The organism is Curtobacterium sp. KBS0715 (assembly GCF_005938005.2).
Classification (GTDB): Bacteria; Actinomycetota; Actinomycetes; order Actinomycetales; family Microbacteriaceae; genus Curtobacterium; species Curtobacterium flaccumfaciens.
Map to the genome: position 1 here is coordinate 1,811,237 of NZ_VCCA02000001.1, position 24,125 is coordinate 1,835,361.

Annotated in this window: 24 protein-coding genes and 1 tRNA gene; 17 read left to right on the top strand and 8 right to left on the bottom strand. The window is 68.7% G+C overall.

The genetic code is table 11. From position 1 onward, the window contains the following. Nucleotides 1-39: 39 nt before the first annotated feature. From cmk to FFG40_RS08710, 4 genes are all read left to right on the top strand, one after another. Nucleotides 40-735 (top strand): (d)CMP kinase, encoded by a 696-nt coding sequence (gene cmk / locus FFG40_RS08695; RefSeq protein ID WP_138803483.1) that lies wholly within the window; start codon nt 40-42, stop codon nt 733-735. A 146-nt stretch (nt 736-881) separates the two neighbouring features. Next, a complete protein-coding gene (gene der / locus FFG40_RS08700) occupies nt 882-2,402 on the top strand; it encodes a ribosome biogenesis GTPase Der (RefSeq protein ID WP_027464783.1) in 1,521 nt (506 codons plus the stop codon). 114 nt (nt 2,403-2,516) lie between these two features. Next, nucleotides 2,517-3,143 carry a hypothetical protein gene (locus tag FFG40_RS08705; RefSeq protein WP_138802891.1) on the top strand — a complete coding sequence of 209 codons (627 nt, stop codon included), beginning with the start codon at nt 2,517-2,519 and terminating at the stop codon, nt 3,141-3,143. A 139-nt stretch (nt 3,144-3,282) separates the two neighbouring features. Further along, the gene (locus tag FFG40_RS08710; RefSeq protein ID WP_071244988.1) at nt 3,283-3,804 is read left to right on the top strand and encodes a hypothetical protein; all 522 of its coding nucleotides are present in this window, start codon (nt 3,283-3,285) and stop codon (nt 3,802-3,804) included. 98 nt (nt 3,805-3,902) lie between these two features. On the opposite strand, the gene FFG40_RS08715 is transcribed toward FFG40_RS08710, so the two are convergent. Together FFG40_RS08715 and FFG40_RS08720 are read right to left on the bottom strand one after the other, a co-directional pair. Continuing rightward, nucleotides 3,903-6,050: an ATP-dependent DNA helicase RecQ gene (locus FFG40_RS08715; protein WP_185974142.1), complete on the bottom strand. Its 2,148-nt coding sequence runs from the start codon at nt 6,048-6,050 to the stop codon at nt 3,903-3,905. A gap of 75 nt (nt 6,051-6,125) precedes the next feature. After that, nucleotides 6,126-7,601, bottom strand: a complete 1,476-nt coding sequence (locus tag FFG40_RS08720; RefSeq protein WP_138802892.1) for a hypothetical protein — start codon at nt 7,599-7,601, stop codon at nt 6,126-6,128. A 70-nt stretch (nt 7,602-7,671) separates the two neighbouring features. Between FFG40_RS08720 and FFG40_RS08725 the strand changes: the two genes are divergently transcribed. From FFG40_RS08725 to FFG40_RS08735, 3 genes are all read left to right on the top strand, one after another. Beyond that, entirely contained in the window at nt 7,672-8,502 is an 831-nt protein-coding gene (locus tag FFG40_RS08725) for an endonuclease/exonuclease/phosphatase family protein (protein ID WP_138802893.1), read from the top strand. Continuing rightward, nucleotides 8,499-9,080, top strand: coding sequence for a hypothetical protein (locus FFG40_RS08730; RefSeq protein WP_128781346.1), 582 nt, complete (start codon nt 8,499-8,501; stop codon nt 9,078-9,080). The genes FFG40_RS08725 and FFG40_RS08730 overlap by 4 nt, the downstream gene beginning before the upstream one ends. 137 nt (nt 9,081-9,217) lie before the next feature. Next, nucleotides 9,218-9,291: transfer RNA gene (locus FFG40_RS08735), tRNA-Pro, on the top strand. Nucleotides 9,292-9,674: 383 nt separating this feature from the next. Here the strand turns inward: FFG40_RS08735 and FFG40_RS08740 are convergent. The 3 genes from FFG40_RS08740 to FFG40_RS08750 form a co-directional block, all read right to left on the bottom strand. Further along, nucleotides 9,675-11,762 carry a hypothetical protein gene (locus tag FFG40_RS08740; RefSeq protein ID WP_138802894.1) on the bottom strand — a complete coding sequence of 696 codons (2,088 nt, stop codon included), beginning with the start codon at nt 11,760-11,762 and terminating at the stop codon, nt 9,675-9,677. Then, nucleotides 11,759-12,751, bottom strand: a complete 993-nt coding sequence (locus FFG40_RS08745) for a site-specific integrase (RefSeq protein ID WP_138802895.1) — start codon at nt 12,749-12,751, stop codon at nt 11,759-11,761. Before FFG40_RS08745 ends, FFG40_RS08740 begins: the two co-directional genes overlap by 4 nt. A gap of 74 nt (nt 12,752-12,825) precedes the next feature. Further along, entirely contained in the window at nt 12,826-13,686 is an 861-nt protein-coding gene (locus FFG40_RS08750) for a site-specific integrase (protein WP_138802896.1), read from the bottom strand. A 168-nt stretch (nt 13,687-13,854) separates the two neighbouring features. Here FFG40_RS08750 and FFG40_RS08755 point away from each other — a divergent pair, with 168 nt between their 5' ends. Continuing rightward, entirely contained in the window at nt 13,855-14,424 is a 570-nt protein-coding gene (locus FFG40_RS08755) for a helicase associated domain-containing protein (RefSeq protein ID WP_138802897.1), read from the top strand. Between the two features lie 372 nt (nt 14,425-14,796). Here FFG40_RS08755 and FFG40_RS08760 read toward each other — a convergent pair whose 3' ends face one another. Continuing rightward, nucleotides 14,797-15,648 carry a hypothetical protein gene (locus tag FFG40_RS08760; RefSeq protein ID WP_138802898.1) on the bottom strand — a complete coding sequence of 284 codons (852 nt, stop codon included), beginning with the start codon at nt 15,646-15,648 and terminating at the stop codon, nt 14,797-14,799. Between the two features lie 225 nt (nt 15,649-15,873). On the opposite strand from FFG40_RS08760, the gene FFG40_RS08765 reads away from it, so the two are divergent. From FFG40_RS08765 to eno, 6 genes are all read left to right on the top strand, one after another. After that, nucleotides 15,874-16,464 (top strand): universal stress protein, encoded by a 591-nt coding sequence (locus FFG40_RS08765; protein WP_260678834.1) that lies wholly within the window; start codon nt 15,874-15,876, stop codon nt 16,462-16,464. Then, nucleotides 16,461-17,204 (top strand): 2,3-diphosphoglycerate-dependent phosphoglycerate mutase, encoded by a 744-nt coding sequence (locus FFG40_RS08770; protein WP_138802899.1) that lies wholly within the window; start codon nt 16,461-16,463, stop codon nt 17,202-17,204. Before FFG40_RS08765 ends, FFG40_RS08770 begins: the two co-directional genes overlap by 4 nt. Then, complete coding sequence (locus tag FFG40_RS08775) at nt 17,201-17,704, top strand: fluoride efflux transporter FluC (RefSeq protein ID WP_395876238.1); 504 nt, start codon at nt 17,201-17,203, stop codon at nt 17,702-17,704. The genes FFG40_RS08770 and FFG40_RS08775 overlap by 4 nt, the downstream gene beginning before the upstream one ends. Next, nucleotides 17,701-18,072 carry a CrcB family protein gene (locus FFG40_RS08780; protein ID WP_055960823.1) on the top strand — a complete coding sequence of 124 codons (372 nt, stop codon included), beginning with the start codon at nt 17,701-17,703 and terminating at the stop codon, nt 18,070-18,072. The genes FFG40_RS08775 and FFG40_RS08780 overlap by 4 nt, the downstream gene beginning before the upstream one ends. A 26-nt stretch (nt 18,073-18,098) precedes the next feature. Beyond that, a complete protein-coding gene (locus FFG40_RS08785) occupies nt 18,099-18,584 on the top strand; it encodes an inorganic diphosphatase (RefSeq protein WP_138803487.1) in 486 nt (161 codons plus the stop codon). A 153-nt stretch (nt 18,585-18,737) separates the two neighbouring features. Beyond that, on the top strand, nt 18,738-20,072 hold the full coding sequence (gene eno / locus FFG40_RS08790; protein WP_138802900.1) for a phosphopyruvate hydratase: 1,335 nt from the start codon (nt 18,738-18,740) through the stop codon (nt 20,070-20,072). Here eno and FFG40_RS08795 read toward each other — a convergent pair. Continuing rightward, nucleotides 20,057-20,983, bottom strand: coding sequence for a LysR family transcriptional regulator (locus FFG40_RS08795; RefSeq protein WP_138802901.1), 927 nt, complete (start codon nt 20,981-20,983; stop codon nt 20,057-20,059). The genes eno and FFG40_RS08795 overlap by 16 nt on opposite strands. Before the next feature lie 171 nt (nt 20,984-21,154). Between FFG40_RS08795 and FFG40_RS08800 the strand changes: the two genes are divergently transcribed. Together FFG40_RS08800 and FFG40_RS08805 are read left to right on the top strand one after the other, a co-directional pair. After that, entirely contained in the window at nt 21,155-22,219 is a 1,065-nt protein-coding gene (locus FFG40_RS08800) for a TDT family transporter (protein ID WP_260678838.1), read from the top strand. A 140-nt stretch (nt 22,220-22,359) separates the two neighbouring features. Then, a complete protein-coding gene (locus FFG40_RS08805) occupies nt 22,360-22,788 on the top strand; it encodes a uracil-DNA glycosylase (protein ID WP_260678839.1) in 429 nt (142 codons plus the stop codon). Between the two features lie 154 nt (nt 22,789-22,942). On the opposite strand, the gene FFG40_RS08810 is transcribed toward FFG40_RS08805, so the two are convergent. Continuing rightward, entirely contained in the window at nt 22,943-23,404 is a 462-nt protein-coding gene (locus FFG40_RS08810; RefSeq protein WP_138802903.1) for a hypothetical protein, read from the bottom strand. 50 nt (nt 23,405-23,454) lie between these two features. Here FFG40_RS08810 and FFG40_RS08815 point away from each other — a divergent pair, with 50 nt between their 5' ends. Further along, entirely contained in the window at nt 23,455-23,934 is a 480-nt protein-coding gene (locus FFG40_RS08815; RefSeq protein WP_138802904.1) for a hypothetical protein, read from the top strand. Nucleotides 23,935-24,125: the final 191 nt, after the last annotated feature.

Genomic DNA, 24,125 nt, shown 5'->3' on the forward strand with positions numbered 1-24,125 from the left:
GGCGAACCCGGCGGGGAGCCCGGCTCCACCAGCGTCCCGATGCCGTCCGGCCTGGCCGACGGCGCCTACGTGGCGAAGATCGTCATCGCGGTCGACGGCCCCGCCGGCAGCGGCAAGTCGAGCGTCTCCCGTGCGGCAGCCCGCGCCCTGGGCTACGGCTACCAGGACACCGGCGCCGCCTACCGTGCACTCGCGTGGCACGCCCTGCAGCAGCGGGTCGACCTCGACGACGCCGCGGCGATCCTGGCGAGCTGGGACACCTTCGACTACGCCATCGGCACCGACCCCGACGACTACTACGTCAAGGTGGGGGAGACCGACGTGACCGAGGCCATCCGCACCCCCGACGTCACCGGCGCGGTCGCCCACATCGCGAAGCTCCCGGACGTCCGGAACCGCCTGGTCCAGCTGTTCCGGAACGTGATGCGGAAGACCGACGCCCCGGGCATCATCACCGAGGGCCGGGACATCACCACGGTCGTCGCACCCGATGCCGAGGTCCGGATCCTGCTGACGGCCGACGAGTCCGTTAGAATGGCCCGACGCTCGGCAGAGGTCACGACCCAGTCGGCCGCCGAGACCTCCGCAGCACTCGCTCGTCGCGACGCGGCGGACGCGAAGGTCGTCGACTTCATGAACGCCGCCGACGGCGTCACGACGCTCGACTCCACCGACCTCGACTTCGACCAGACCGTGCAGGCGGTCGTCGACCTGGCCCGCGCGGCCACGCACTGACGCAGACCGGACCGCCTCGGCGGGCCGATCACGCACTGACGCAGACCGGACCGCCTCGGCGGGACGGTCCACCACGGCCGGACCCCCGGCCCCGGCCGGCAACGGCCACCGACACCGCGGCCCCGGCCGCTCGCGAGGAACCCAAGATGGCTCAGCTGGACAACCCGGACAACGACGACTTCCCCCAGTACGACGACGCCCTCGGCGAGCGGCTCGCCGGACTCGACGAGGCCGAGGCCGAGCAGCGCGCGACCGCGCTCCGCGCCGGGCTCGAGGAGTACGACCTCGAGGACGAAGACCTCGCCCTGCTCGAGGCCGGTCAGGTCGGCGAGGACGGCGTCCACTACCTGCCCGCCTACCCGGTGCTCGCGATCGTCGGCCGCCCGAACGTCGGCAAGTCCGCGCTCGTGAACCGCATCCTCGGTCGTCGTGAAGCCGTCGTGCAGGACGTCCCCGGCGTCACCCGCGACCGTGTCAGCTACAAGGCCGACTGGAACGACAAGCGCTTCACGCTCGTCGACACCGGCGGCTGGGAGCCCGGCGCCGAGGGCATCAACGCCTCGGTCGCCGCACAGGCCGAGGTCGCGATCGACCTCGCCGACGCCGTGCTGTTCGTCGTGGACGTCACGGTCGGGATCACGGCCACCGACGAGCACGTCGTCAAGATGCTCCGCGGCACCGACCGCCCCGTCATCGTCGTCGCGAACAAGGCCGACGACGAGCGCCGTGAACTCGACGCCTACGAACTCTGGAACCTGGGGCTCGGCGAGCCGCACCCGGTGTCGGCCCTGCACGGCCGCGGCGTCGCGGACCTGCTCGACCTGATCATCAAGACGCTGCCCGACACCTCGGCCGTCGCCAAGCAGGAGGTCGGCGGCCCCCGCCGCGTGGCCATCCTCGGCCGCCCGAACGTCGGCAAGAGCTCGCTGCTCAACAAGGCCGCCGGTGAAGAGCGGGTCGTCGTGAACGACATCGCCGGCACCACCCGCGACCCGGTGGACGAGCAGATCGAGCTCGGCGGCAAGGTGTGGCGCTTCGTCGACACCGCCGGCATCCGCAAGCGCGTGCACATGCAGCAGGGCGCCGACTTCTACGCCTCGCTCCGCACCACCGCCGCGCTCGAGAAGGCCGAGGTCGCCGTCGTCGTCCTCGACGTCACCGAGCCGGTCTCCGTGCAGGACCTCCGCATCATCGACCTCGTCCTCGAGTCCGGCCGTGCCCTCGTGCTGGCCTACAACAAGTGGGACCTGCTCGACGACGAGCGACGCCGCTACCTGGAGCGCGAGATCGAGCAGGACCTGGCGCACGTCGCCTGGGCCCCCCGCGTGAACATCTCGGCCCGCACCGGCCGTCACCTCGAGAAGCTCGTGCCGGCGCTCGAGACGGCCCTCGAGTCGTGGGACACCCGCATCCCGACCGGCAAGGTCAACGCCTTCATCGCCGAGCTCGTGCAGGAACACCCCCACCCCGTGCGCGGCGGCAAGCAGCCCCGCATCCTGTTCGGGACCCAGGCGTCGAGCCAGCCGCCGACCTTCGTGCTCTTCACGTCGGCGTTCCTCGACCCGCAGTACCGACGCTTCATCACGCGTCGCCTCCGCGAGGTCTGGGGTTTCTCCGGCACGCCGATCAACGTCAACATGCGGGTGCGCGAGCGCCGGAAGCGCTGAGCTTTCCACCCGTCACGCAGAACGCGCCTCGATCCGTCGGGGCGCGTTCTGCGTTCGTGTTCGGCCTGGAGGCCCGCAGCCGGTCCGGCACGCCGGTGCGGCATCATTGGGGGCGTGCGTACCGGGCCGTGGGCAGCGGACCGACGTCGGCTCGCCCTGGTGGGCGTCCTCGTCGGTGTGGTCGTCGTGGGTTCGGTGTCCCTCTGGACGATCTCGCACACGTCCGACGACGGCGACACGGTCACCCGTGCCGACTCCGCGACCCCCGAGCCGGCGCGGTCGCCCGACAGCGGACTGCAGCCGACGAACGGCCTCGGCGTCCCCGTCGAGCAGGAACCCGTCCGCCCGGTCGACGGTTCGCCCATCGACCCGTGGTGGCGCCGCGTCCCGCCGGTGTCCGGTGACATCGTCGGCATCGGGGCTGCGGCCTCCGGGCACGTCCGGATCGCCGCGAACACGAGTGACGAGACCGTCGCGGTGGAGATCGACCACCTGGAGACGGGCGGGGACGGCCCGGTGGACGTCGTGCTGTCCGCGGGGACGGTGCGCGGTGGTTCGAAGCCGATGTGGACGCCGGCCGGGGAGTCCTACGACCTGTTCCAGGCCGCCGGGGTCGAACAGGGACTGACCGTCGTGCTCAGCGATCCGTGGTCACTGCCCGACGAGGTCCGCTCCCTGGTCCTGCTGGACGCCGACACCGGCACCGTGCTGGGCGGCGCGGCACTCGTCCCGTCCGACTGAGCGGGGCGTGCCGGGGGCGTGCTGAACCGACGCCGAACGACACTGTCGTGGTCGTCCGACGTCGACAGTGTCGATCCGCATCGGTGCTCGTGGCTGTGCCGCGTCCGCTGCCGCCGCCGGGATGGGGCACGATGTACTGGTGACGCAGCAGAACGACGGACTCGGTGTGCTCGCCGACCGCGTGTGGTGCCGTCTGCGGCTCGACCGGTTGGCCGGAGGCCGACAGTCCGGGTACGTGATCCGCGAGGACATGCTCGGACACCCCGACACCGTCCGCTCGTTCCGGTGGATCCGGTGGCTGCTCGTCGCGGAGACCGTCGTCGGGCTCACCGCCATCGTGGTCGCCGTGCTGCTGACCCGTGCGGGGGAGTCCCTGTCGTGGGCGGTGTGGTTCCGGTCCACCGTGGTGCTGCTCATCACCCTGACGCTCTACGTGTTCGCCTGGCGGGCGCAGCTCGGGTACTACTGGGCGTACCAGCGGCTGCGGTTGTTCAGCCGGATCTTCCCGATCGTGACGCTGATCGTCGCGGCGATCCCCGGGCTCTACCCGTTCTGGATGGTCATCGAGCAGATCCTGTTCTCGGTGCTCATGGTCGGCATCGGCGACGTGCTGACGAGCGACCACATGCGGGCGACGTTCCCGAAGCCCGCCCGGCGCTGAGGCGCCCGTCGGCCGGCGTCGGACCGGACCTGCGACAGAACACGAGTCGATCGACACGTGGACTGTCGCAACGGTGGTGCGAGACCGGCGCGACCGGGCTACGCGACCGTCGCCAGCGCGAACGGGAGCACTGCGGCGGCCCCGGCGCGCCGGAGCTCCCGGCCGGCCACGGTCATCGTCCACCGGCTGTCGACCAGATCGTCGACGAGCAGCACCGGGCCCTCGTGCGCCTGCAGGGCGGCGGCGAGCGATGGATCGACCACGAAGGTGTCCCACACGCCGGACAGACGGTAGGCGCTGTTCGTCGCACCGTCGCCACGAGGGGTCCCCCCAGCGCGGCCGAGCGTGCCGAGGAACTGCAGCCGCCCGATCGTGGACAGCGCCTGGGCGAGGGACCCCACCAGCTCGGGCCGCGACCGCGAGGACATCGCCACGACGCCGGTCGGCCGGGTCTCCCACGGCCAGTCCTTGAGCGCCCGGACACAGCCGTCGACGAGCTCGCGCGAGATCGGGGCATCGGGGGTGGACGTCGAGAAGAGCGCGCGCAGCGGACCGCCCCAGCCGAGGTCGGTCAGACGCGCCACCGCACGGCCGGGCTGCACGAGCTCTTCCGCGCCGATCTTGCCCCGCACCGAGACCCCGAGCGACGACATCCCCGAGGGCCACTGGGCACGCGGAGCGATCTCGACGCCGACCTTGTCGAGTGCGGCTGCCGCCCCGGACGAGTCGGTGTCGGACACGGCGGTCGGGAACCAGGCCCCGGCGCAGTTGTCGCACCGGCCGCAGGGCTCGGCCGAGGGGTCGTCGAGGTCCTGCTGCAACAGCTGCATGCGGCAGGCCGAGGTGGACTCGTAGTCGAGCATCGACGCTGCCTCGGCAGCGCGGGCAGCTGCGACCCGCTCGTACCGGGGTGCGTCGTACTCCCACGGCTGCCCGGTCGACACCCAGCCCCCGGTGACACGTCGGACGGCGCCGTCGACGTCGAGCACCTTGAGCAGGAGTTCGAGGGTGGAACGCTTGATGTCGACCAGGCCCTCGAGCGCCACGGTCGACATCGCGGTGTCGGTGGACAGGGCGCCGAGCACGGCGGCGGCACGGGCCTCGGTCGGCATCGAGGCGCTGGCGAAGTACTGCCAGATCTCGCGGTCCTCACGCCCGGGCAGGAGCAGGACGTCGGCGTTGTCGGTCGCACGACCCGCACGACCGATCTGCTGGTAGTAGGCGACGGGCGACGAGGGAGCCCCGACGTGCACGACGAACCCGAGGTCGGGCTTGTCGAACCCCATGCCGAGCGCACTCGTGGCGACCAGGGCCTTCAGCTCGTTGCCCTTGAGCTGCTGCTCGAGCTGTTCGCGCTCGTCGGTGTCGGTGCGCCCCGTGTAGGCACGGACGGCGTACCCGTTGTCGCGCAGCAGCCGTGCGATGTCCTCGGCCGCCGAGACGGTGAGCGTGTAGATGATGCCGCTGCCGGGCAGGTCGCCGAGGTGCGCGAGGAGCCAGCCGAGCCGCTGCCGGGCATCGGGCAGCGTCAGCACGCCGAGGCGCAGGGACTTGCGAGCCAGGGACCCGCGGATCGTGAACACCGGGTCGGCCGGACCGACGGTGAGCTGTTCGGCGACGTCCTCGACCACGCGCTCGTTCGCCGTCGCCGTGGTCGCGAGGACCGGCACCCCGTGCGGGAGCGACCGGATCAGCTCGGCGAGCCGCCGGTAGTCCGGCCGGAAGTCGTGGCCCCAGTCGGAGATGCAGTGCGCTTCGTCGACGACGAGCATGCCCATCCGAGCGATCAGGGTCGGCATCTGCTCGTCGCGGAACTTCGGGTTGTTCAGTCGCTCGGGGGAGACCAGGAGCACGTCGACCTCGTCACGGGCGAGGGCGGCCTGGGTCTCGCCCCACTCGTGGGCGTTCGCGGAGTTGATCGACACCGCACGGACACCGGCCCGCGCGGCGGCGGCGACCTGGTCGCGCATCAGGGCGAGCAGCGGCGACACCAGGACGGTCGGGCCGCCCCCGCGTCGGCGCAGCAGCAGCGTCGCGAGGAAGTACACCGCGGACTTGCCCCACCCGGTGCGCTGCACGACCAGGGCACGCTGCCGGTGCTCGACCAGCGCCGAGATGGCCTCGAGCTGGCCGGGGTGGAACACCGCGTCGGGGCGCCCCGTGAGCGCAGCAAGCGCCTGCTGCGCCTCGGCAGCGATGTCCGCAGAAGGCGAGACGACAGACGGAGCGGCGGTGGGGGTGTCCATGCCCCCATGCTGTCAGCACCGACCGACGAAACCCGACCCGCGCCTCCAGACTGTGGACAACGCGACGGCGCGCGCTTACTGGTACGTGACCAACGACGGCGTCGGCTGCACGTCCTGCATGGTCTGCGCGGGCGTCAGCATGGGCGTGTCCTCGTCATAGAAGTTCTTCCAGCCCCAGTGCAGCCCCTCCGGCGCGCCCTGGTGCAGTGCCTTCCACGTCGCCTGCTTGTCCGGTTGCGACCCCTGCCCGTCGACGTGCACGAGCATGTCGAGCTCCGGGTGGGTCTGCAGTGCGGAGCGGTCCTGGATCATCGACAGCCGGAACTGGTGCAGCACCAGGGCCTTCGGCGGCAGCCCCTCATCGCGCACGAGCGCAGCCAGCCACGAGGACACCTCGTTCACCTCGGACGCCGAGACACTCCCGATCTGCTTGAGCGGCACCTGGTCCTTCGTCAGCCGCCACTCCGGGTCGAGCGCCAGCCAGACGCCCGGCTTCTTCAGCAGCGACTCGTACTTCTTGGCCTGCGACAGGAAGTCCGAGCGGCCCGGCTGCAGGTCGATGATCACGGGCATGTCCGCATCGTGCGCGGCCTCGACGTATGGCTCGAGCGTCGACACCGGCAGCTCCGTCGAGTAGTCGCCGTCGGCGCCGGCGTCCCCGGCGGCGACGGTCGCGATGACCTCCATCGCGGGCGTCACGAGCTCGTCGGACTCCGCCCGGTACGGCTTCGCGACCTGCTCGGCGCGCTGCACGGTCTCCTTCGGCCCCTGCTCGCCGAGCACGCCCAGCGCCGGCGCCCCGGGAGCCCCGTACAGCGCGACGTAGCGGTGCCCCTCGAACGGTCGCTGGCCGCCGTTCCGCAGCTGGAATCCGCCCTCGGCAGCCCGGACCGTCCACTCCGGATCCGGCAGGGCGTCGAACGTCGCGCCGACCAGGACGGTCGGGTGCTTCGCCCGCTCGTGCAGCGCGGTCACCACGTCCGGTGCGGCAGCCGGGTCGGTCACGCCCTCCGGCATGGTCACGACCCGGGCACCGGCGGCCTTCGCGGTCGCCACGGCAGCAGCGTCCGCACTCGCGTCCGCCACCACCACCGTCGCCTGCCGGGAGGCCCGGTTCGGCTCGGGCGCGTCCCCGCCGTCCGGTGCCTGCCGCTGTTCGACGTCCGTGTCGACCGACACGTCGCCCTCGGCCTGGTACCAGTCGGCGCCGAGCCGGTCGAGCTCGCGGGCGACGGCAGTGCTCGTGTTCTTGGTCGTCAGCAGCACCGGGACGTGGGCGCTCGCCGCAGCTTTCGCCGCACCACGGATCCCGTCGGTGTCGCCGGCCCGGGCGACGACCGCTCCGGGAGCACTCGCGAACAGGGCCTTGCTGACGCGGACGGACCGGGCGGCGACGTCCGCAGCGTCGGCAACCGTGACGGTGTCGGCCGAGGCCTTCGCCAGGGTCGGGCGGCTCGTGTCCGGTCCGCTCGACGTGCACCCGGCGGCTCCGAGCAGCAGCCCGGAGACCGCGATCGCGATCAGGAAACGAGGGGTGGAACGAGAACGCATCGAGCCACCATACGAGCCAGACGGAGAGGTCCCTGGGAATCCGACGGGTGTCGTCTCGTAGAAGGGAGGCATGCCCCACCACCCCGACGACCGCCCGCTCATCGGACCGGTCCGGTCGCCCGAGGTGCACTGCATGACGCTCAACGTGCGTCGCCGCGTGCCGCGACAGCCGACCCACCCCGATGCCTGGGAGCGTCGCCGCGACGCCGTGCTCGCGCTCGTCACGTCCGAAGCGCCCACCGTCCTCGCCGTCCAGGAGGCCCTGCCCACGCAGGCAGACGACCTGACGTCCGGCCTCGGGTCGGGTTGGGAGCCCGTCCTGGCCGGGCGAGGAGCGCGCGGCGGTGGCGAACAGGTCGGCCTGTTCCTCGACCGCTCCCGCCTCGACGTCGTCGAGCGCCGTACCTGGGCGCTCTCCCGCACACCCCACCGCCCCGGCTCGCGGTCGTGGGCCACGTCCTTCCCCCGGCACGCCGTCGGCGCCGTTGTCGACGACCGCGCGACCGGTGTCCGGTTCCTGGCGATCGCGACGCACCTCGACGTCGCCTCGCCGTGGGCACGACTGCGGTCCGCCGAACTCCTCGGCCGGATCGTGCGACAGCGCGGCCTGCCCGCCGTCGTGATGGCCGACTGGAACAGTCCGGCAGGGTCCGCACCATGGCGAGCACTGGCGGACGCTGGCGTCGTCGACAGCTGGGGACGGGCCTCCAGGCAGACGGGCGAGCCGTACGGGACGTACCCGCACTACGGGAGTCCGCGTGTCGGTGGCCGGCGGATCGACGGGGTGCTCGTGACGTCCGAGGCGGAGGTGGACCGCGTTGCGGTCGACGTGCGGCGGCCGGGCGGCGTCTGGCCGTCCGACCACGCCGCCGTGCACGCGGTCGTGCGGTGGGCGTCGTGATCGCCACGCTCGGACCGACGTTCCTGCGGCCGCGGTTCCTGGTGGCCGACGTGGTGCGGGCGCTGACGCTCGTGAGCGTCGTCGTGGCGACTGTCGGCTGGGGCGGGACGGCGTTCCCGGTCATGGCGCTGGCGCTGCTCGGGGTCGTGGTGCCGCGGATGCTCGGGCTGCGGCCGGCCTTCGACGTGGCGGTGTGCGTCCTCGTGCTCCTCGCCGGGTGGTCGAGCGTGCTCGAGTGGTACACGACCGTCTTCCTGTGGGACAAGTTCATGCACGTCGTGCTGACGGGGCTGCTCGCGGCGGTGCTCTACGTCATCGGTGCCGATCTGCGGGCGGTGCCGGCCCCGCACGCCGAGCGCCGGGTGGTCGTCGCGGTGCTCGCGCTGTGTGCGGGACTCGCGGTCGGGGCCGTGTGGGAGATGGGGGAGTGGCTCGGGCACAACTTCGTCGACTCGAAGATCTTCGTCGGGTACGACGACACGATCGGGGACCTGGCGGCGGACGGGTCCGGCGGGTTGCTCGTCGGGCTCGGGTTGCCGTGGCTGGCGGCGCGGCGCGAGGTGGTGCGGCCGGGCTGAGCCTGTCGTTCGGGTCGCGTTGCTCCGACTCGCCGTGGCACGGAGGGGGTCTGACGTCCGCTATGCTGGACCGGTCGCTCGCGCTCCGGTCGGACGCGGGCGAGGATCCTCCGGGATCCTGAGTTCTCCGGAACTCGCGGGCTGTGGCGCAGCTTGGTAGCGCACTTGACTGGGGGTCAAGGGGTCGCAGGTTCAAATCCTGTCAGCCCGACCGAAGGGGCGAGTTAGTAATCGTCTTAAGAACTGTTCACAACGAAGAAGCCCACCGAGAATTTCGGTGGGCTTCTTCGTTGTCGTCGGGCTCGTGCTGGGATGCGCGGCACTTGTCGTTGCTTTTTCGAAACGCGCGAGGCGCGCGCGCTCGCTTCCAGGCGCGACAAGTATCGCCACGTCAGTGTGGCGTCGGCTACGGCAACGCCGTCACCCTAGGCGACGCGTCTCGTATGCCGTCACGACGGCACCAGCTCCTGCGGAAGGGGCCAGCGTAGGCAGTTCAGTGATCAGCCGTGTGTTCGACGTTGGCGAGCGGTGGACATCGCCGATCGGATGGGTGTACCTCGCAGCAGGCTGCAGGAACGCTGAGGTAGGTCTTGCCTACGTCCGCTTCTTGACCGTGCGGGTGGCGCGTTGCGCCGTGCGAGCCGCCTTCTCTGCGGCTTTTTGCTGTCTGAGTTCGAGGTCCGGTGCACCGCCGGGGAGGGTCCCCGTGTAGGTGTTCGCGAATTCACGGTCCCGTCGCTTCTGAACGGGAACGTTGCGCGGCGCCTTACCAGCCTTCTCGCGTGCTTCTTCTCGCTCGAGTTTGCGGACGAAGTCGCAGATCATGCGGATGTTCATGGCAGCGAGCAAGAACGTCATGAAGATCTGGGCGGCCGCGAACCCTCGGACCTGGCGGCGGGAGTCGTCGTGGAGGCTGCCGTACTTGGTGCTCTTCGCCATGGAGTTCCCGCCCTCGGAGAGGTTGCGGGCGTAGCCGTGGAAGTTGCGCCATTCCTTCGACTTGTAGCGCAGCGCTTGCTGAACTGGAGGCATGTCGTCCTGCGTGAAGAGCACGGAGTGCTGGCGGCAGATCTCGGGGAGGTCGTCGCCGATCGGGTACCCGTCCTCTTTCGGGTTCACCTCATCGAGCTTGCGCTTCTTCGCTTCGGAGACACGCTGGCTGATCTGCTTGAGCGGGCAGATGATCGTGGGGCTGTCGCCGGATGCAGGGCACATCATCGGAACGCGGCCCTGCTCGTCGGGTCGCGCCTTCGGACGCGCCGCGTAGTCTTCCCGCGCGTCGATGCGGACGTTGTAGGTCGCCTCGTCGATCTTGCCTTCCAGAACGTCCTTGCTGGCGGACTTGTACTGGCTCGGCATTGCGGGGCAGTAGCTGCCACCTTCGACGAAGATGAGGCCGGCGTGACCGCCGGCGGGGCCGAGGTTGTCGATGCGGTATTCGGTACTGGCTTCCCAGCCGAGCTTGCGTGCTGGCTTGTAGAGCCGTTCGGGAAGCGCGTTCGCCCAGTACTCCTTGTCGGCATCCGCGATGCCGGGCAAGTGGCCCGCACCGACGATCGAGGCGAGGACGGCGGCCGCTGCCTCGGCCGTGCCGATACCCGGCATGCTCAGCGTTGCGGCCATGATGAGCTGCGGTGCAGACTTTCGGTCGCATTCTTCGAGGAAGACACGTCGAGCCAGGGTTGCATTCCAACCCCAGAAGTACTCGGTCTCCTTCACGTACTGCGGTGCTTTGCCTGGTGCCGCGTCGAGACGCTTCTCGGTCTCTTTGACGTACCAGCCGGCGTGCGGCTCCACAGGGCCCGGGCGCGGCTTCCCTGCTGCCGCTTCTGCGCGCTCCTTCTCGATACGCGCTTCGAGCTTGACCTCGTTGTGGGTCATGCCCTTCTTCAGGGGCGAGGTGACGTGGGTGCCATCGAATGCGACGTCGATGTTCTTGCGCTTCGGCGCCCGACGCACTCGCCGGGGCTGCATGTAGAAGGTCATCTCAAGGAAGCGCGTAGTGAAGCGGTCGAGGCGCTCCATGCCGAGCTGCTCGCGGTCGAGGTCACGCTCGTCCCAGATCTTCTTGTTGATCTCGATGCTCTTTGACTTGTACCGGTCCGTTGGTGTGCGCCCGATCTCGTCGGGCGTCGTCGGCTCCTTGAACGTGGGGTAGGGGTCGTAGGTCTTCAAGAAGCGGCGGAAGGCGTTGCCGACGTTCTGCTCCCAGTTCTCGATCTTCATCAAGGACGGCTTGCTCGAAGGATGCGGCAAGTTGAGGAGCTCACGCGCGTCGTCGTCGAGGCCGCCGTAGAACAGGGAACCCAGCTCGACCATGAGTTGGGGCTGGTTGGCCATCGTGGCGAGCATCATGCCGGTGAGCAGGGCCAGCGGGGTGATCGTTGCCGGAGCACCCCCACGTCCCGGGTGCCAACCGTCGACGCGGACGTAGTCCTCGTAGTCGTCGAGGACACCAGAGGCGAGGACTCGAGCTCGAGCGATCCAGGTGGTCTCGAAGTCGAAACGTCGGAAGCCCGAACGTGGGTCCGCGATCTCCTTGCCGCGAAGCGCGATGCCGGCAGCAAGGCGCTCGCGGGTGAGGATGTATGGGTCCCACTGCTCGACCGGTTCCTGCTTCGTGCGGCCGTCCTTCTTGACGTAGTCGGCTGCTGCACCGTTCGAGATGCCGTACTCGCTCATCGGGTGACCGCCTGGCGGCCGGCGCCGGTGATCGCAGCGAGGTTCGCCTCGATGGAGGTCGGACGGGCGTAATGGTAGTAGCGGGCGACGGTGGGCACGTTGATGCCAGCGAGGCGTGCGATGAGGTTGTCCGGCACACCTTCATCGATGAGCTTGACGATCCATCCGGAACGGAGGCGCTGCGGGGTCAGCCGAACCTTTCCCGGGTGCGCCGTGATGAACGATGTGATGGGTCGGGGCGGGTACTCGTCGAACTCGTAACGGTGGAAGAGCAAGCCATCGCGGCTCTCGCAGGCAAGGTCGAGTACCGAAACCCATTCGCGACGGACGGGGACGCTTCGGGCGCGTTCGCCGCGCACGGAGACGAAGCGGTCGCCTTCCGCGGTGCGAGTGATGTCCTGACGTTCGACGGCGATGAGCTCTGCCGGGTTCAGACCGGCGCCTGCGCCGAGGGACAGGAGAACGGCGGCATTGCGACGGCTGAGGTCAGTCGGAAGACCCGTTCGCCAGCTGTTGAGTTCCGCGAGCTCGGCGCTGCTGTAGGGGGCCTTCGGGGGGCCGGCTTGGAGCGTGAGCCGGTGCGTCGGCTCACCCGTGAGCTTCGTGGTGAGGATGCCCAAGATGCGTGTGACGTCGAATTGCGTGGACGGTGCGAGATGGCTGAGCTCGGTGGCGACGTACTTGCTGATGAGCTTGTCGCGGAGTACTCGTTCCGGAGACAGGTCGCAGCCGGAGCGCATCCACTCCCAGATGACGAAGCGGCTCACGAAGGTCAGCAGACGGCGGGCGTTGTCGAAGGTGGTGGGTTCCGCTGCGCGCACGAGCTCGCGAACGAAGGGTCCGACGACCGCGAAGGCGGCGCGGTTCTTGTCAGGCAGGAAGTTGGTGATGGCGGTGTCGATCTCGGCGGCGATGGCTGGAGTCGGGGTCTTGCGTCGATGGGGCTTGCCAGTGATGGCGTGCTGTACGCGGTTCGTGGTCCTGGTCACGATGGAGCTATGCCGGACCACCGAGGTGAGGCGGGAGCAGAGGCGTGCTTCCGCTAGGACACGGGCTACTTCCGCTAGGACACGGGCAAGAAGCTCCGGTACCGGTCGAGTGCGGCGTAGGTCTGCAGTCCGGACTGCGCAAGGAGGGCATCGACCGCAATGTCCTGCTCGAGGCGCTGGCACAACCAGGTTGACCGCATCCTCGCTGGCCTGATGTCGAGGTCCGTGGCGGTGCGGCGCACGAAGTCCGCCACCTGACCAGAGCTTGCTGAGTGACGTCCCGGCCTGAACGCCCAGTCGTCGGGGTCGTGCTCGTCCAGCGCTCGCTGGAGCACCGCCTGCCATTGATCGTCCACCGGAACCGTTCTGCGTCGCGCGTCGCGTACTCGAACGGTGCTGCCATCGTCCGCGACGTCTCGCCGGCGCACTGCGAGGAGTTCGCGGGTGGCAAGTCCGGCGCCGAACCCCAGCGCGAGAAGCACCGCGGCATCGCGACGGCCGGCGTCTGTCCCGCGGGTCCTGGACCAGGAGTACAGCTCGGCCCGCTGCTTGGCGTTGTAGGGCGGGGTGGTAGTCGACCTGCCGATGCCATGAAGCGGCGTCGTCGGTAACTCGGTGACAATCACTTCGCTAACGCGGAGCAGCTTGCCGCGCACCGTGTTCTTCGTCCCTCGGCTCAGTCCCGGCATGCCATTGATGACGAAGCTCTCGATGCGGCTGCGGCGGAACATCGTCTGCCGGTCCAAGTCGAGCGCCTTCGTCTGCCAACACCAGAGCACGAACGGTGTCAGGAACGAGTACAGCGACCGAGGGGCGACTCCGAGTTCCGCACTCACGTCATCCACCAGTGCGGTGAGGAACGGTCCGATCGTGTCCCACCACGGCAACGCGAGCAGCGGTGTGTAGGTCGAGGGTGCGGGGAGATCAGAGGTCACGAGCGTGGCGCCTTTCATAGTGAGACCTCCGGAACGGTAGTGATCCCGACAGCGCAAGTCGTCCTGTTTCTGGCCTCGGCTCAGCGCACAGCGGCAGGGCAACACGAAGCACAGTCCGTCCGCGCATAGGCGTCCCGAGGCCGACATCCGGCCTCGGGAAGGAACCCCGTGCCGGAACACAACAGCGCGCTCGAGCAACTGCACGCTCGATGGAGCGAGATCGCCGCTCTACCTGCAGCGGAACTCACGAGCGACCAGCGGCGAAGCGTGGACTTTTACCTCGCCGACGTTCAGCAGGGTGACAGTGCTGAACCGCACGTGCGCCGCTGGACCACCATGATTCACGAGCTGGATGGTTTCACCACTTCACATGGCCGACTTCCGCTGGCCAGCGCCGAGCGGCCGCGCCCTAGAACGGCGGAGCAGCGACTCGTCGATCAACTCGCGTACCAGCGGCGCCCGTCCACGCGTGCAGCGATGGTCGAGTACCAGCGCGCACGGTTGGAGGCATTGCCACGCTTCGAGTGGGAGCCGCAAAACGAGCGCTGGGACGCGTGGCTTCAGCAGCACCAAGCGTTTTGGGAGCGTGAGCAGCGGGCTCCTCGCCGCCGCGCGACGGACCCTGCTGAGGCCAGCATCGCTCGATGGGTCGCCCACCAGCGAGCCTCCGATCGAGTCGGCACACTCCCGCCGGACCGCCGTAGGCGCTTGCTTGCTGCCAAATTCAGGGTGCTTTGACTGGACTCGGGATCTGGTTCGACAGGTGGGGCACCCTCGACAACCATCTGGTGAGCGGCTCTTTCGTGCTGACGAGAATCGCATTGATCGTCGGCGGTGCGCGGTTCGGTAACGCGATCGCGGTTTGGACCGGAAGCGGAGTGATCCTGCTTGATGCCGTCTGCTGGGCAGCGCAGATCTTGATTGCCGTCCGGGCAGCCAGACGCAGACGCCGAAACCCGTCTCGATAGCCGATCGGTTATCGGACGCCCCCGGATCCACTTCCGGCCGTATCCGGTTAGTGGTGCGCGGCGTGTGTGTGACGACAAGGCGGTGTTACCGCTGGCTGCCCTCGGTGCGTCCCAAGTGGGGTTCCCTACTGGCTGATACGGCCTATGGCGTTCGTCCAAGAACGTGATCCGCGGCGATTTCAAGGAGTTCCGTCGTGTACTGCCGCGTCACCAGGACGAGGGTGCGCAGGCGCTTGTCGAGCGAGCCCCAAGGGCGGCCGGGCTGTCCCGAGGGGCCGACGCTCTCTGTCACGTTCGTCACGTCGACATCGAACTCGACCCTCAGATCGAAATTGTCGGGAGCAAGGATGAAACCCTCGGCTAGGTGCAGGCTCACGATCGGGTCACCATCACCAATGATGCCTGGCCGCCCCTGATCGAGGACTTCGATGTAGCGAAGGTCGGCCTTCATGCGCAGTTGAGAGAGATACAGCCCCAGACCGTGCATCGATCGGTGCCGGTCCACCCGCGCGAGCTCGTGCAGGATCGCCAGGCTGTTCCACCCCGGTAGCTGGGCCTGGTAGGGCTGCACCTTCTCGAGCGCCTCCCTAATCACCGGCGGCAGGTCGCGGTACCTGCTGGCCTGGCTTTTCCACTCTGCCGGCGTCTCGCGGATCGGCCATTCCAGCCTCCCCGCGCTGGGTGGTGGGTTCTCTCCCGAGACGAGCACCGCGATCGCGTAGAGGCAGTTGTCGAGTGCTGCGCGCAGCTCGTAGAGCAGCTCCCCGAAGGTCACCGACAACTCGACGGGGAGCGGGCTCGTTCGGTGCAGCCGCACCGTCAACGTCCCGTCGCTTTCAGGGGTGTGCTGGAGCTTGTGAGGCCGGGTGCTTAGGTACTCGTCCCACGTTTCTTGGAACATCCGCACCTGCTCGTCAGCCCGATCGAGCCGCGCGTGCACAAGCCGGATCTCGGAGGCGATCGGGTTGAAGACGGCAGGAAACGATTCAGCCATGACGCAATGATTCCGGATCGCCGTCCAGACGGTGGCGCGTCCCGTAAGAGGATCGGCAACCGAGACAAACGACGTTGGTCGGCGTCCGCACCAGTGTGGGCAGCTTCGCTCCGTGTCGTCGGAATCGCTTCCTCCGGTGTTGGGGCGTCACGGGTGCGCGAGACGGCTCGCGTGGCTAGGGGTTCGGGTGCATACTGGTGGTGTCTTCGGACCCGGTAGTGGGGCTTGCCGGACCCAACCTCGACAGTTGTCGACAACAGTCCCTATCTCAGCTGGTCGCGTTTCTGCGCGCCTGAGGTAGGGAGTGTCATGACAGCACCAATCGGTACCGGTCCGGTCGTCGTCGGTGTCCTGCCCGGCTTCGCGCCCGGGGTGATCGAGGTTGCGTCGTCCACCGCGCGCCGCTTCGGTACGACGCTGGTGTGCGTCAGCGTGGATACATCGCTCATCGACGCCGGTACGCGCTCGGACGGGTCGGTGATGGTGGAACCGATCGACCCTGACACCGGTGACACGACACCGCAGGGCTTGTCGGACAGTGACGAGGCGGCAGTACGTGCTGCCGCAACGACCTACGGCGTCGACGTCACGTTCGTCCCGGGTGTTGGGGATCCGAGCCGGGCACTGTCGCAGGTGGCCGAAGACCGCGACGCGGCGATGCTGGTCGTCGGGACCAGGACGGGAACGGGCCGGATCGCGGAGTTCTTCACGGGGTCGGTCGCGGCACGGCTGACCCATCAACAGCACCGTCCGGTGCTCGTGGTGCCGGTTGATCCGGCCGGGTTCGACGCTCCATTGCCCTGGGACAACCCGTGACCGGCCAGCTTGTGCTGCTCCGCCACGGGCAGAGCACCGCAAACGCCGCCGGCACCTTCACCGGGTTGCGGGACGTCGCGCTGACCGAACGAGGTGTCGCCGAAGCGACCCGGGCAGGGTCGCTTCTGCTCCGCGCCGGCTTCAGTCCGGACCTCGTGCTCACGTCAGCGCTCGAGCGGGCGTTCCACACGGCGGAGCTCGTCACCGAAGTCCTCGCCAGTGATGTGCCGATCGAGTCGACGTGGCGGTTGAACGAGCGGAACTACGGCGCCCTCACCGGCATGTCGAAGCAGAATGCGCAAGCCGCGTTGGGGGCGGAGCAGTTCTTCGCTGTTCGCCGGACCCGCACGGGTCGGCCGCCACGCATGTCGATCCGCGCGTGGCTGGCGCTCCGGCGGACGCCGGCGCTTCGTGGACTGCCGTGGGCGGCAGCTCGTCGAACCGAAACACTCTCCGACGTCATCCGCCGGGTCCAACCCGTCCTGTCGGACCGCATCACCCCGGCACTCCGCGACGGGCAGACAGTACTCGTCGTCGCGCACGGCAACTCACTGCGGGCACTGTGTGCCTGCATCGACGGCCTGACTGACGGTGAGCTCGCGGACCTGAACCTCCCCACGGGCGAGCCCCTGATCTACCAGTTCGACGGCGACGGTGGGTTCTGTCCGCGGGGTGGGGAGTACCTGCATCCGGCAGCACGAGCAGCAGCGGCAGCGGTCGCTGCGGAAGGTGGAACATGACCTCCCGAACGGACACGGACCTGCCCGATGGGCAGCTTCCGCCCGACCCGGACATCGACGCCAACGATCCCGCACGTGTTGTTCGGCCGGTGCATCTGCGGTGGCGGTACCTCGGTGTCGTCGCACTCGGCGGCGCCATCGGTACCGCCGCACGCGACGGACTCAGCACCGCGTTCCCCGCTCAGCACGGAGTGTCCTGGGCGATCTTCTGGATCAACATCGTCGGCGCGCTCCTCCTCGGTGTGCTGCTGGAACACCTCGCGCATCGCGGACCTGACGAGGGTCGCCGCCGGACACTGCGCCTGCTTCTGGGAACCGGTGTCCTCGGCGGGTTCACCACCTACAGCACCCTCGCGACCAGCACCGCGGTGTTGTTCCTCGACGGCCGCGGGTTGGCCGGAACCGGGTACGGGCTCCTGACGGTCCTCGCCGGCGCGATCGCCACCGGTAGCGGCCTCGCGATCGCGGGCTTGGTCCGACCGAACGGAGCCACCTCATGAGCGCCCTGGCCTTCCTCAGCGTCGCTGTCGCTGGCGGTGTCGGCGCGGCCGCACGGTTCTTCGTGGATGGTGCGATCAACCGGGGTCGGCAGTTCCGGCTCCCGGTCGGGACGCTGACGATCAACATCACCGGCTCGTTCCTGCTGGGCTTGATCACCGGCGCCGCCGGTCACCTCGGCGCTACCCCCGTCGCGGTGCTCGGAACAGGGCTCATGGGTGGCTACACCACGTTCAGCACCGCCAGCTTCGAGACCGTCCGCCTCGCACGCACCGGGCGCACCACCGCGGCTGCCGTGAACGGGCTCGGGATGCTCGTCGTCTCCGTCGCCGCAGCCGCCGGGGGCGTCACCCTCGGCACCCTCACTTGACCATCCGACTGGGAGAAGAACAGCTCATGCGCTTCGACATCACGATCGAGATCCCCCGCGGCAGCGGCAACAAGTACGAGGTCGACCACGCCACCGGACGTATCCGCCTGGACCGGGCGGTGTTCACCAGCATGGTGTTCCCGCAGGACTACGGCTCGATCGACGACACTCTCGGCGATGACGGCGACCCCCTCGACGCGCTCGTGCTGCTGCCCCGGCCCACGTTCCCCGGCGTCGTCATCGACGTCCGCCCGGTCGGGATGCTCCGCATGGTCGACGAGAACGGCGGCGATGACAAGATCCTCACCGTCCCCGCCGGAGACGTCCGCTTCGACCACGTCCAGGACATCTCCGACGTCGCCGAGCCGGTCCTGGCGGAGATCGAGCACTTCTTCGCCCACTACAAGGAGATCGAGCACGGCAAGCACGTCACCACCAACGGGTGGGCGAACCGTGTCGACGCCGAAGCCATCATCCGCGCCGCACAGGAACGGTTCACCCCGCACCCCTGACCGGTACCCGCGCACCCGCGCACCCGACACCATCCAGTGCGCGCCCTGAACCGCCGTGGGGAGGCAACTGGCGCCCAGTGATCGCCAGGAGGTCGTCCCTCCGCCTCCCCGCGGCCCACGCCCGCACGACCAACCCGAAAGGCGACAACCGCCATGAACGACTACATCAGCAACGTCCACCACACCACCCACCATCAGGGCGAGTACGTCACCCACACCAGCCGCCCCGTCACCATCAGCAGCCTGCACGGCTCCCGGATCCTCGACTCCCGCGGCTACCCGACGATCCAGGTGCATCTCGAGCTCGAGGACGGCACCGTCGTCACCGGCGACGCCCCCGCAGGCGCATCCACTGGCGCGCATGAGGCCGTCGAGCTTCGCGACGGCGGCAGCAGCTACGGCGGCCGCGACGTGAGCCAGGCACTCCACCTCATCTCGGCAGAAGTCGCACCGATGATCACCGGCCAGTCGTGGACCTCGATCAGGCAGGCCGACGCCGCCCTCGCTGCCCTCGACAGCACCCCGAACTACGGCCGGCTCGGCGCGAACAGCGTCGTCGCGACCTCGATCGCGATGGCACGCGCTCTCGCCGCCGCAGCGGAGCTGCCGCTCTGGCGTTGGATCGCAGACGTCACCGGCAGCACGCCCCGCCTGCCCGTCCCGCACTTCAACGTGCTCAACGGCGGAGCGCACGCAGCGAACGCGCTCGACTTCCAGGAGTTCATGATCGCCCCGGTGAACGCCGAGACCATGACCGACGCGGTTCGGATCGGGTCGGACGTCTACCACGCACTGGCGGCACTGGTCCGGGAACGGTTCGGCAGTCTCGGTCTCGGGGACGAAGGCGGCTTCGCCCCATCGATCGCCGCGCCCGAGGAGGCCCTCGACCTCCTCGTCGCCGCTATCAGTGCCGCTGGCTACGAGCCCGGCGTGGCCACCGTCGCGATCGCACTCGACCCGGCGGCGAACGAGTTCGCGCTCGGTGACGGTAGCTACCGGGTCGTGGACCGCCGGCTCGACCGAGCAGGCATGGTCGACTACTACCGCGACCTCATCAGCCGGTATCCGATCCGGAGCATCGAAGACGGCTTCTCCGAAGATGACCACGGCGGCTGGAAGGCGATGTCGTTCGCGCTCGGCGACATGCTCCAGATCGTCGGCGATGATCTCTACGTCACCGATCCGCAGCGCATCCGCGATGGCGGGAAGGACGGGCTCTCGAACGCGGCGCTCATCAAGCCGAACCAGATCGGCACCGTTTCCCAGACCCTCGACGCGATCGGCGTCGCACGCTCGCTCGGGATGCGGAGCATGGTGTCGCACCGGTCCGGCGAGACCACCGACACGTTCATCGCGGACCTCGTCGTCGGCACCGGAACCGGACAGATCAAGTCCGGCGCACCCGCCCGCGGAGAACGCGTCGCCAAGTACAACCGGCTCACCGAGATCGCGGAGAACAATCCGGAGCTGCCCTACGGGCTTCGCTGACCCCGACCGGCCACCTCGTGGGCGACGCGCAGGAAAGCAGAACCAGCTGGCTGGGGCTCTCCCGACCAGATCGCCCGCAACGGCCGGGCAAGTGGCGGCCCAGCGAGCGGGACCCGCACCAGCGACCCGTCGTTGATGTCGGCGGCGACCGTGCGAAGGCTCATCACCGCCGGTGCAATTCCAGCCTGCGCGTTCGCCCGGATGATGCTCGTGGTCTCCAGCACCGCGGCCGGAACCGACATGCTCAAACCGGCCTCCCTGAGCCATGCGGCGAGGGTCGCGCGAGTCCCGGAACCCTCTTCCCGCAGGAGCAGAGCCGTCGCCGCCAGGACCTCCGCAGTGATCCCGGTCGACCGAGCCCAGGGATGGCCCGGCGCAACGACGACCGCGAGCTCATCGTCCGCGATCACCTGCGCGGACACACCTGCCGCCGTCACCGGGGTCTCCGTGAACCCGAGGTTCGCGCCACCCGACTGCACGAGGTCCGTCACCGCGGCGGAGTTGCCCGCGATCAGACGCACCCGCACGTCGGGTTCGCGGCGGCGAAATTCGAGCAGCCAGCCCGGCAGCAGCAGCTCCGCGATCGTCTGTGACGCTGCGACGACGAGCGAACCCGTGGGAGCCCGCAGCGCAGCCACTCCTGCCTCGAGGTGGCGAGACGCGTCGAGGACCGGTCCGGCCAGCCCGACGACGAGCCGGCCGGTCTCGGTCAGCACCGACCCCGTGGTCGAGCGGTGCACCAACAAGTGACCGACCATGCGCTCGGCGACCCGGATCCGAGCAGACACTGCCTGTTGCGTGACGCCGAGCGCTCCAGCGGCAGCGGAGAGGGAGCCGGTCTCAGCGACGCGTGCGAGCACGTCGAGTGTGTCGAGGTCGAGCGTTCGGTCCGTGAGTCGCCGTAGTGCCACAATCAACGATTGTGCCCTGCCAAGAGGTTCCCGGTACCGCCAGAGGCAGGATTCGCGCAGGCTTGGCCCATGACAACGCTCCGCACCGATCCTGCACCCGCGAACGGTAGCCAGCTGCCCCAAAGGCCGCAGACGGCGTTGTTCCGCGATCTGGAGCGGCCAGGCCTGATCGTGTCGAACCTCACACCGAACTGGTTCGCGTCGATCATGGGCACGGGGATTGTCGCCGTCGCGGCTGCGTCACTGCCGCTGCAGTTCCCCGGTCTGCGCATCGCGGCGACGGTCGTGTGGGCGATCGCCGCGGTGCTCCTCGTCGCCCTCACGGTCGCGACGGTGCTGCACTGGATCCGCTACCGGAGCACCGCAGCCGGGCACCACCTCAACCCGGTCATCTCCCACTTCTACGGCGCACCACCGATGGCGTTACTCACCGTTGGCGCCGGGACACTCCTGCTCGGCAAGGACTGGATCGGCCTGCCCGCTGCCGTAACCGTCGACTGGGTCCTGTGGACCATCGGCACCGTCGGAGGTCTGCTCACAGCAGTCCTGGTGCCGTACCTGGCGTTCACCCGCCACGAGAACAAGCCCGACTCCGCGTTCGGCGGTTGGCTGATGCCGATCGTCCCGCCGATGGTGTCCGCATCCACCGGCGCCCTGCTGCTGCCGTACGCTCCCGCCGGTCAGGCGCGGGAGACGCTGCTGTGGTCGTGCTACGGCTTCTTCGGGCTCAGTCTCGTGACGTCGCTGGTCGTGATCACGCTGATCTGGAGCCGGCTCGCGCAGCACAAGGTCGGTGCCGCCGGCATGGTGCCGACCCTGTGGATCGTCCTCGGACCCGTCGGACAGTCGATCACGGCGGTGAACCTCCTCGCCTCGAACGCACCCGCCGTCGTCGATGCCTCCACCGCTCACGCGCTCCTGGTCGTGGCGTTGGTGTACGGGTTCGCGATGCTCGGCTTCGCGCTGCTGTGGACTGTCATCGCCCTCGCCGTCACCGTCCGGACCGCTCGCGAACACCTGCCGTTCAGCCTGACCTGGTGGTCGTTCACGTTCCCCGTCGGCACCTGCGTCACCGGACTCAACGGGCTCGCCCTGCACTCAGGCCTCACCGTCGTCGCCGTCCTCGCCGTCATCTACTACGCCGGCCTCGTCGCCGCATGGATCACCGTCGCGATCCGCACCTTCCAGGGCTCCGTCATTCGTGGCACCCTGTTGGCACCGCCACAGCCAGCATGAGCACCCCCGAGGAACTCGCTGACGTTCGATCGCTGAATGATCTCGCGGAGACGTGGCGGACCGCGCCCGATGGCAGCCGACGGTTCGTCCCGAGCTTCGACCCACGATCCGGCGGCACATCCAGCCGTGTCCTGGTCCTGATGCAGTCGCCCGGCCCCCAGACCGTCGCCGCAGCGCACGCAGCGATCTGTAGCGAGGACAACCCGGGCCCGACCGCGGCCGCGTTCCGAGCAGCCCGTATCGAGTCCGGACTCGCACGCAGCGAGTACGTCCGCTGGAACCTCATCCCATGGGAACTGCCCGACCGCGTGCGACTCGCGGACATCGACGAGGGGCGGCATGCCCTCGCCACACTGCTCGCGGCCCTCCCCGCGCTCAACGCCATCGTCACGTACGGGACCGTCGCCCTCGACGGCGTCATGCGACACCTCACCCTGCACCAGCGCCCCCGACTCATCCCGGTCATCGCAGCACCGCACCCCTCTCCCGCCAACGGCCGCCACCGCTCGGAACAACACCTCCGTTCCGTGCGGGCACTTCAGCTCGCCGCGCTGGCACGACCGCTGTGACGAATACGAACGATCAGCGGTTGCCCGGCCGGTTGTTGGACGAAGGATCTGAGCCTCGAAAGTCCATCGACTAACGGACTGGGTGGCCGAGTAGTGGCGTCCAGAGTTCGTACCTCCGACCGATTCACAGGCACGAGACCGGGTGGCAGGCTGGCTAGTCATGGGGAACGGTGTGCTTCATCGTGACGACCGATACGCGGTCACAGGCCTTGCAGTCGTTGCCGCGTGGGTGCTGCTCTTCTGCGCAGCTCACGCGCACTACGTTCCTCTCGAGACCGCGTACCAAGCCCACCTCGACTCCCTGAACAACCCGCCGATCCTTCAAGATCAGCCCGCCCAGGTTGCGCTTGCCGAGTTCTTCGTGGGCGCTGTGCTCGTGCTCGCCGTGCCAGCAGCTGCTATCGCGCTTCTCACTGGGCTCAGCACCGCGCGGAACAGCCGAGGCGTCACCTGGGTACGAGTTCTCGGGTGGACAACGTTCGGGATTGGCGCCATCGGAGCGTTGCCCGCGCTCGGCGCTGGCCTCTTCGGTGCGGTCGGAGCGTTCTTCAACGCGTTGACGTTCCTTGGTTGACGACGCTCGGTAACGCGGATAGTTCCGCAAGCGGATCGGCATCCGGACACGTCGTTGGAGCTTCGGCGAACGTATCCACTTAAGATCGGCTTGTGGACGACGATAGCTGGACCGTATTCGACGACGAACAAGTACGAATGGAGCTGGAGGGCCTACGTCACCCGCTCACGGTCGCGCTTGAGTTCGTCAAGGCGCTCGCTGCTCCCGTTCTTGATACTGCATGGCTGCAACAGCTGGTCACTCCAGAGAGTTTGAAGCACTGGGGTGATTTCTCGTCGGCGAAAGGCGTCTACGACAGTATCGAGAACCCCGGCTTCGGCTCCACGATCAACCAGCCAAAGGGTGCGCCCGATGTTGGCTACTTCAAGGTGCTCTCGGGTGTTACCGAGGGGTTCACCGTGTCCGAGCCCACGCCCATGCTGGTTCCCGCGGTCGCCACTCTGGTATGGCGGCCCGAGGCCGGGCTAGTCGAGCAGTCAGGAATGTGGCTGGTCCACCAGTTTGGTGAACCCGCCGACCTCGGGAGCCTTGGACACGTCAGGACGTCGCTTGGACGGGGACCGAGCTTCTGAGGGTGCAAACACTCCTCGATAGCGCCCGCTAAGCGATCCACTACCGGGGCGAGCACGGTCGATCGTTTGTGCGCACGGAAAGGCAGTGGGGTGGCTCCAAGTCACTTCGGTTAGCGTCTCCCTGAAACTTCGAAGGAGACGCATGGACGACAACGAAACTCCCGCAGCGCCCGAATCGAAAGAGAACCGGC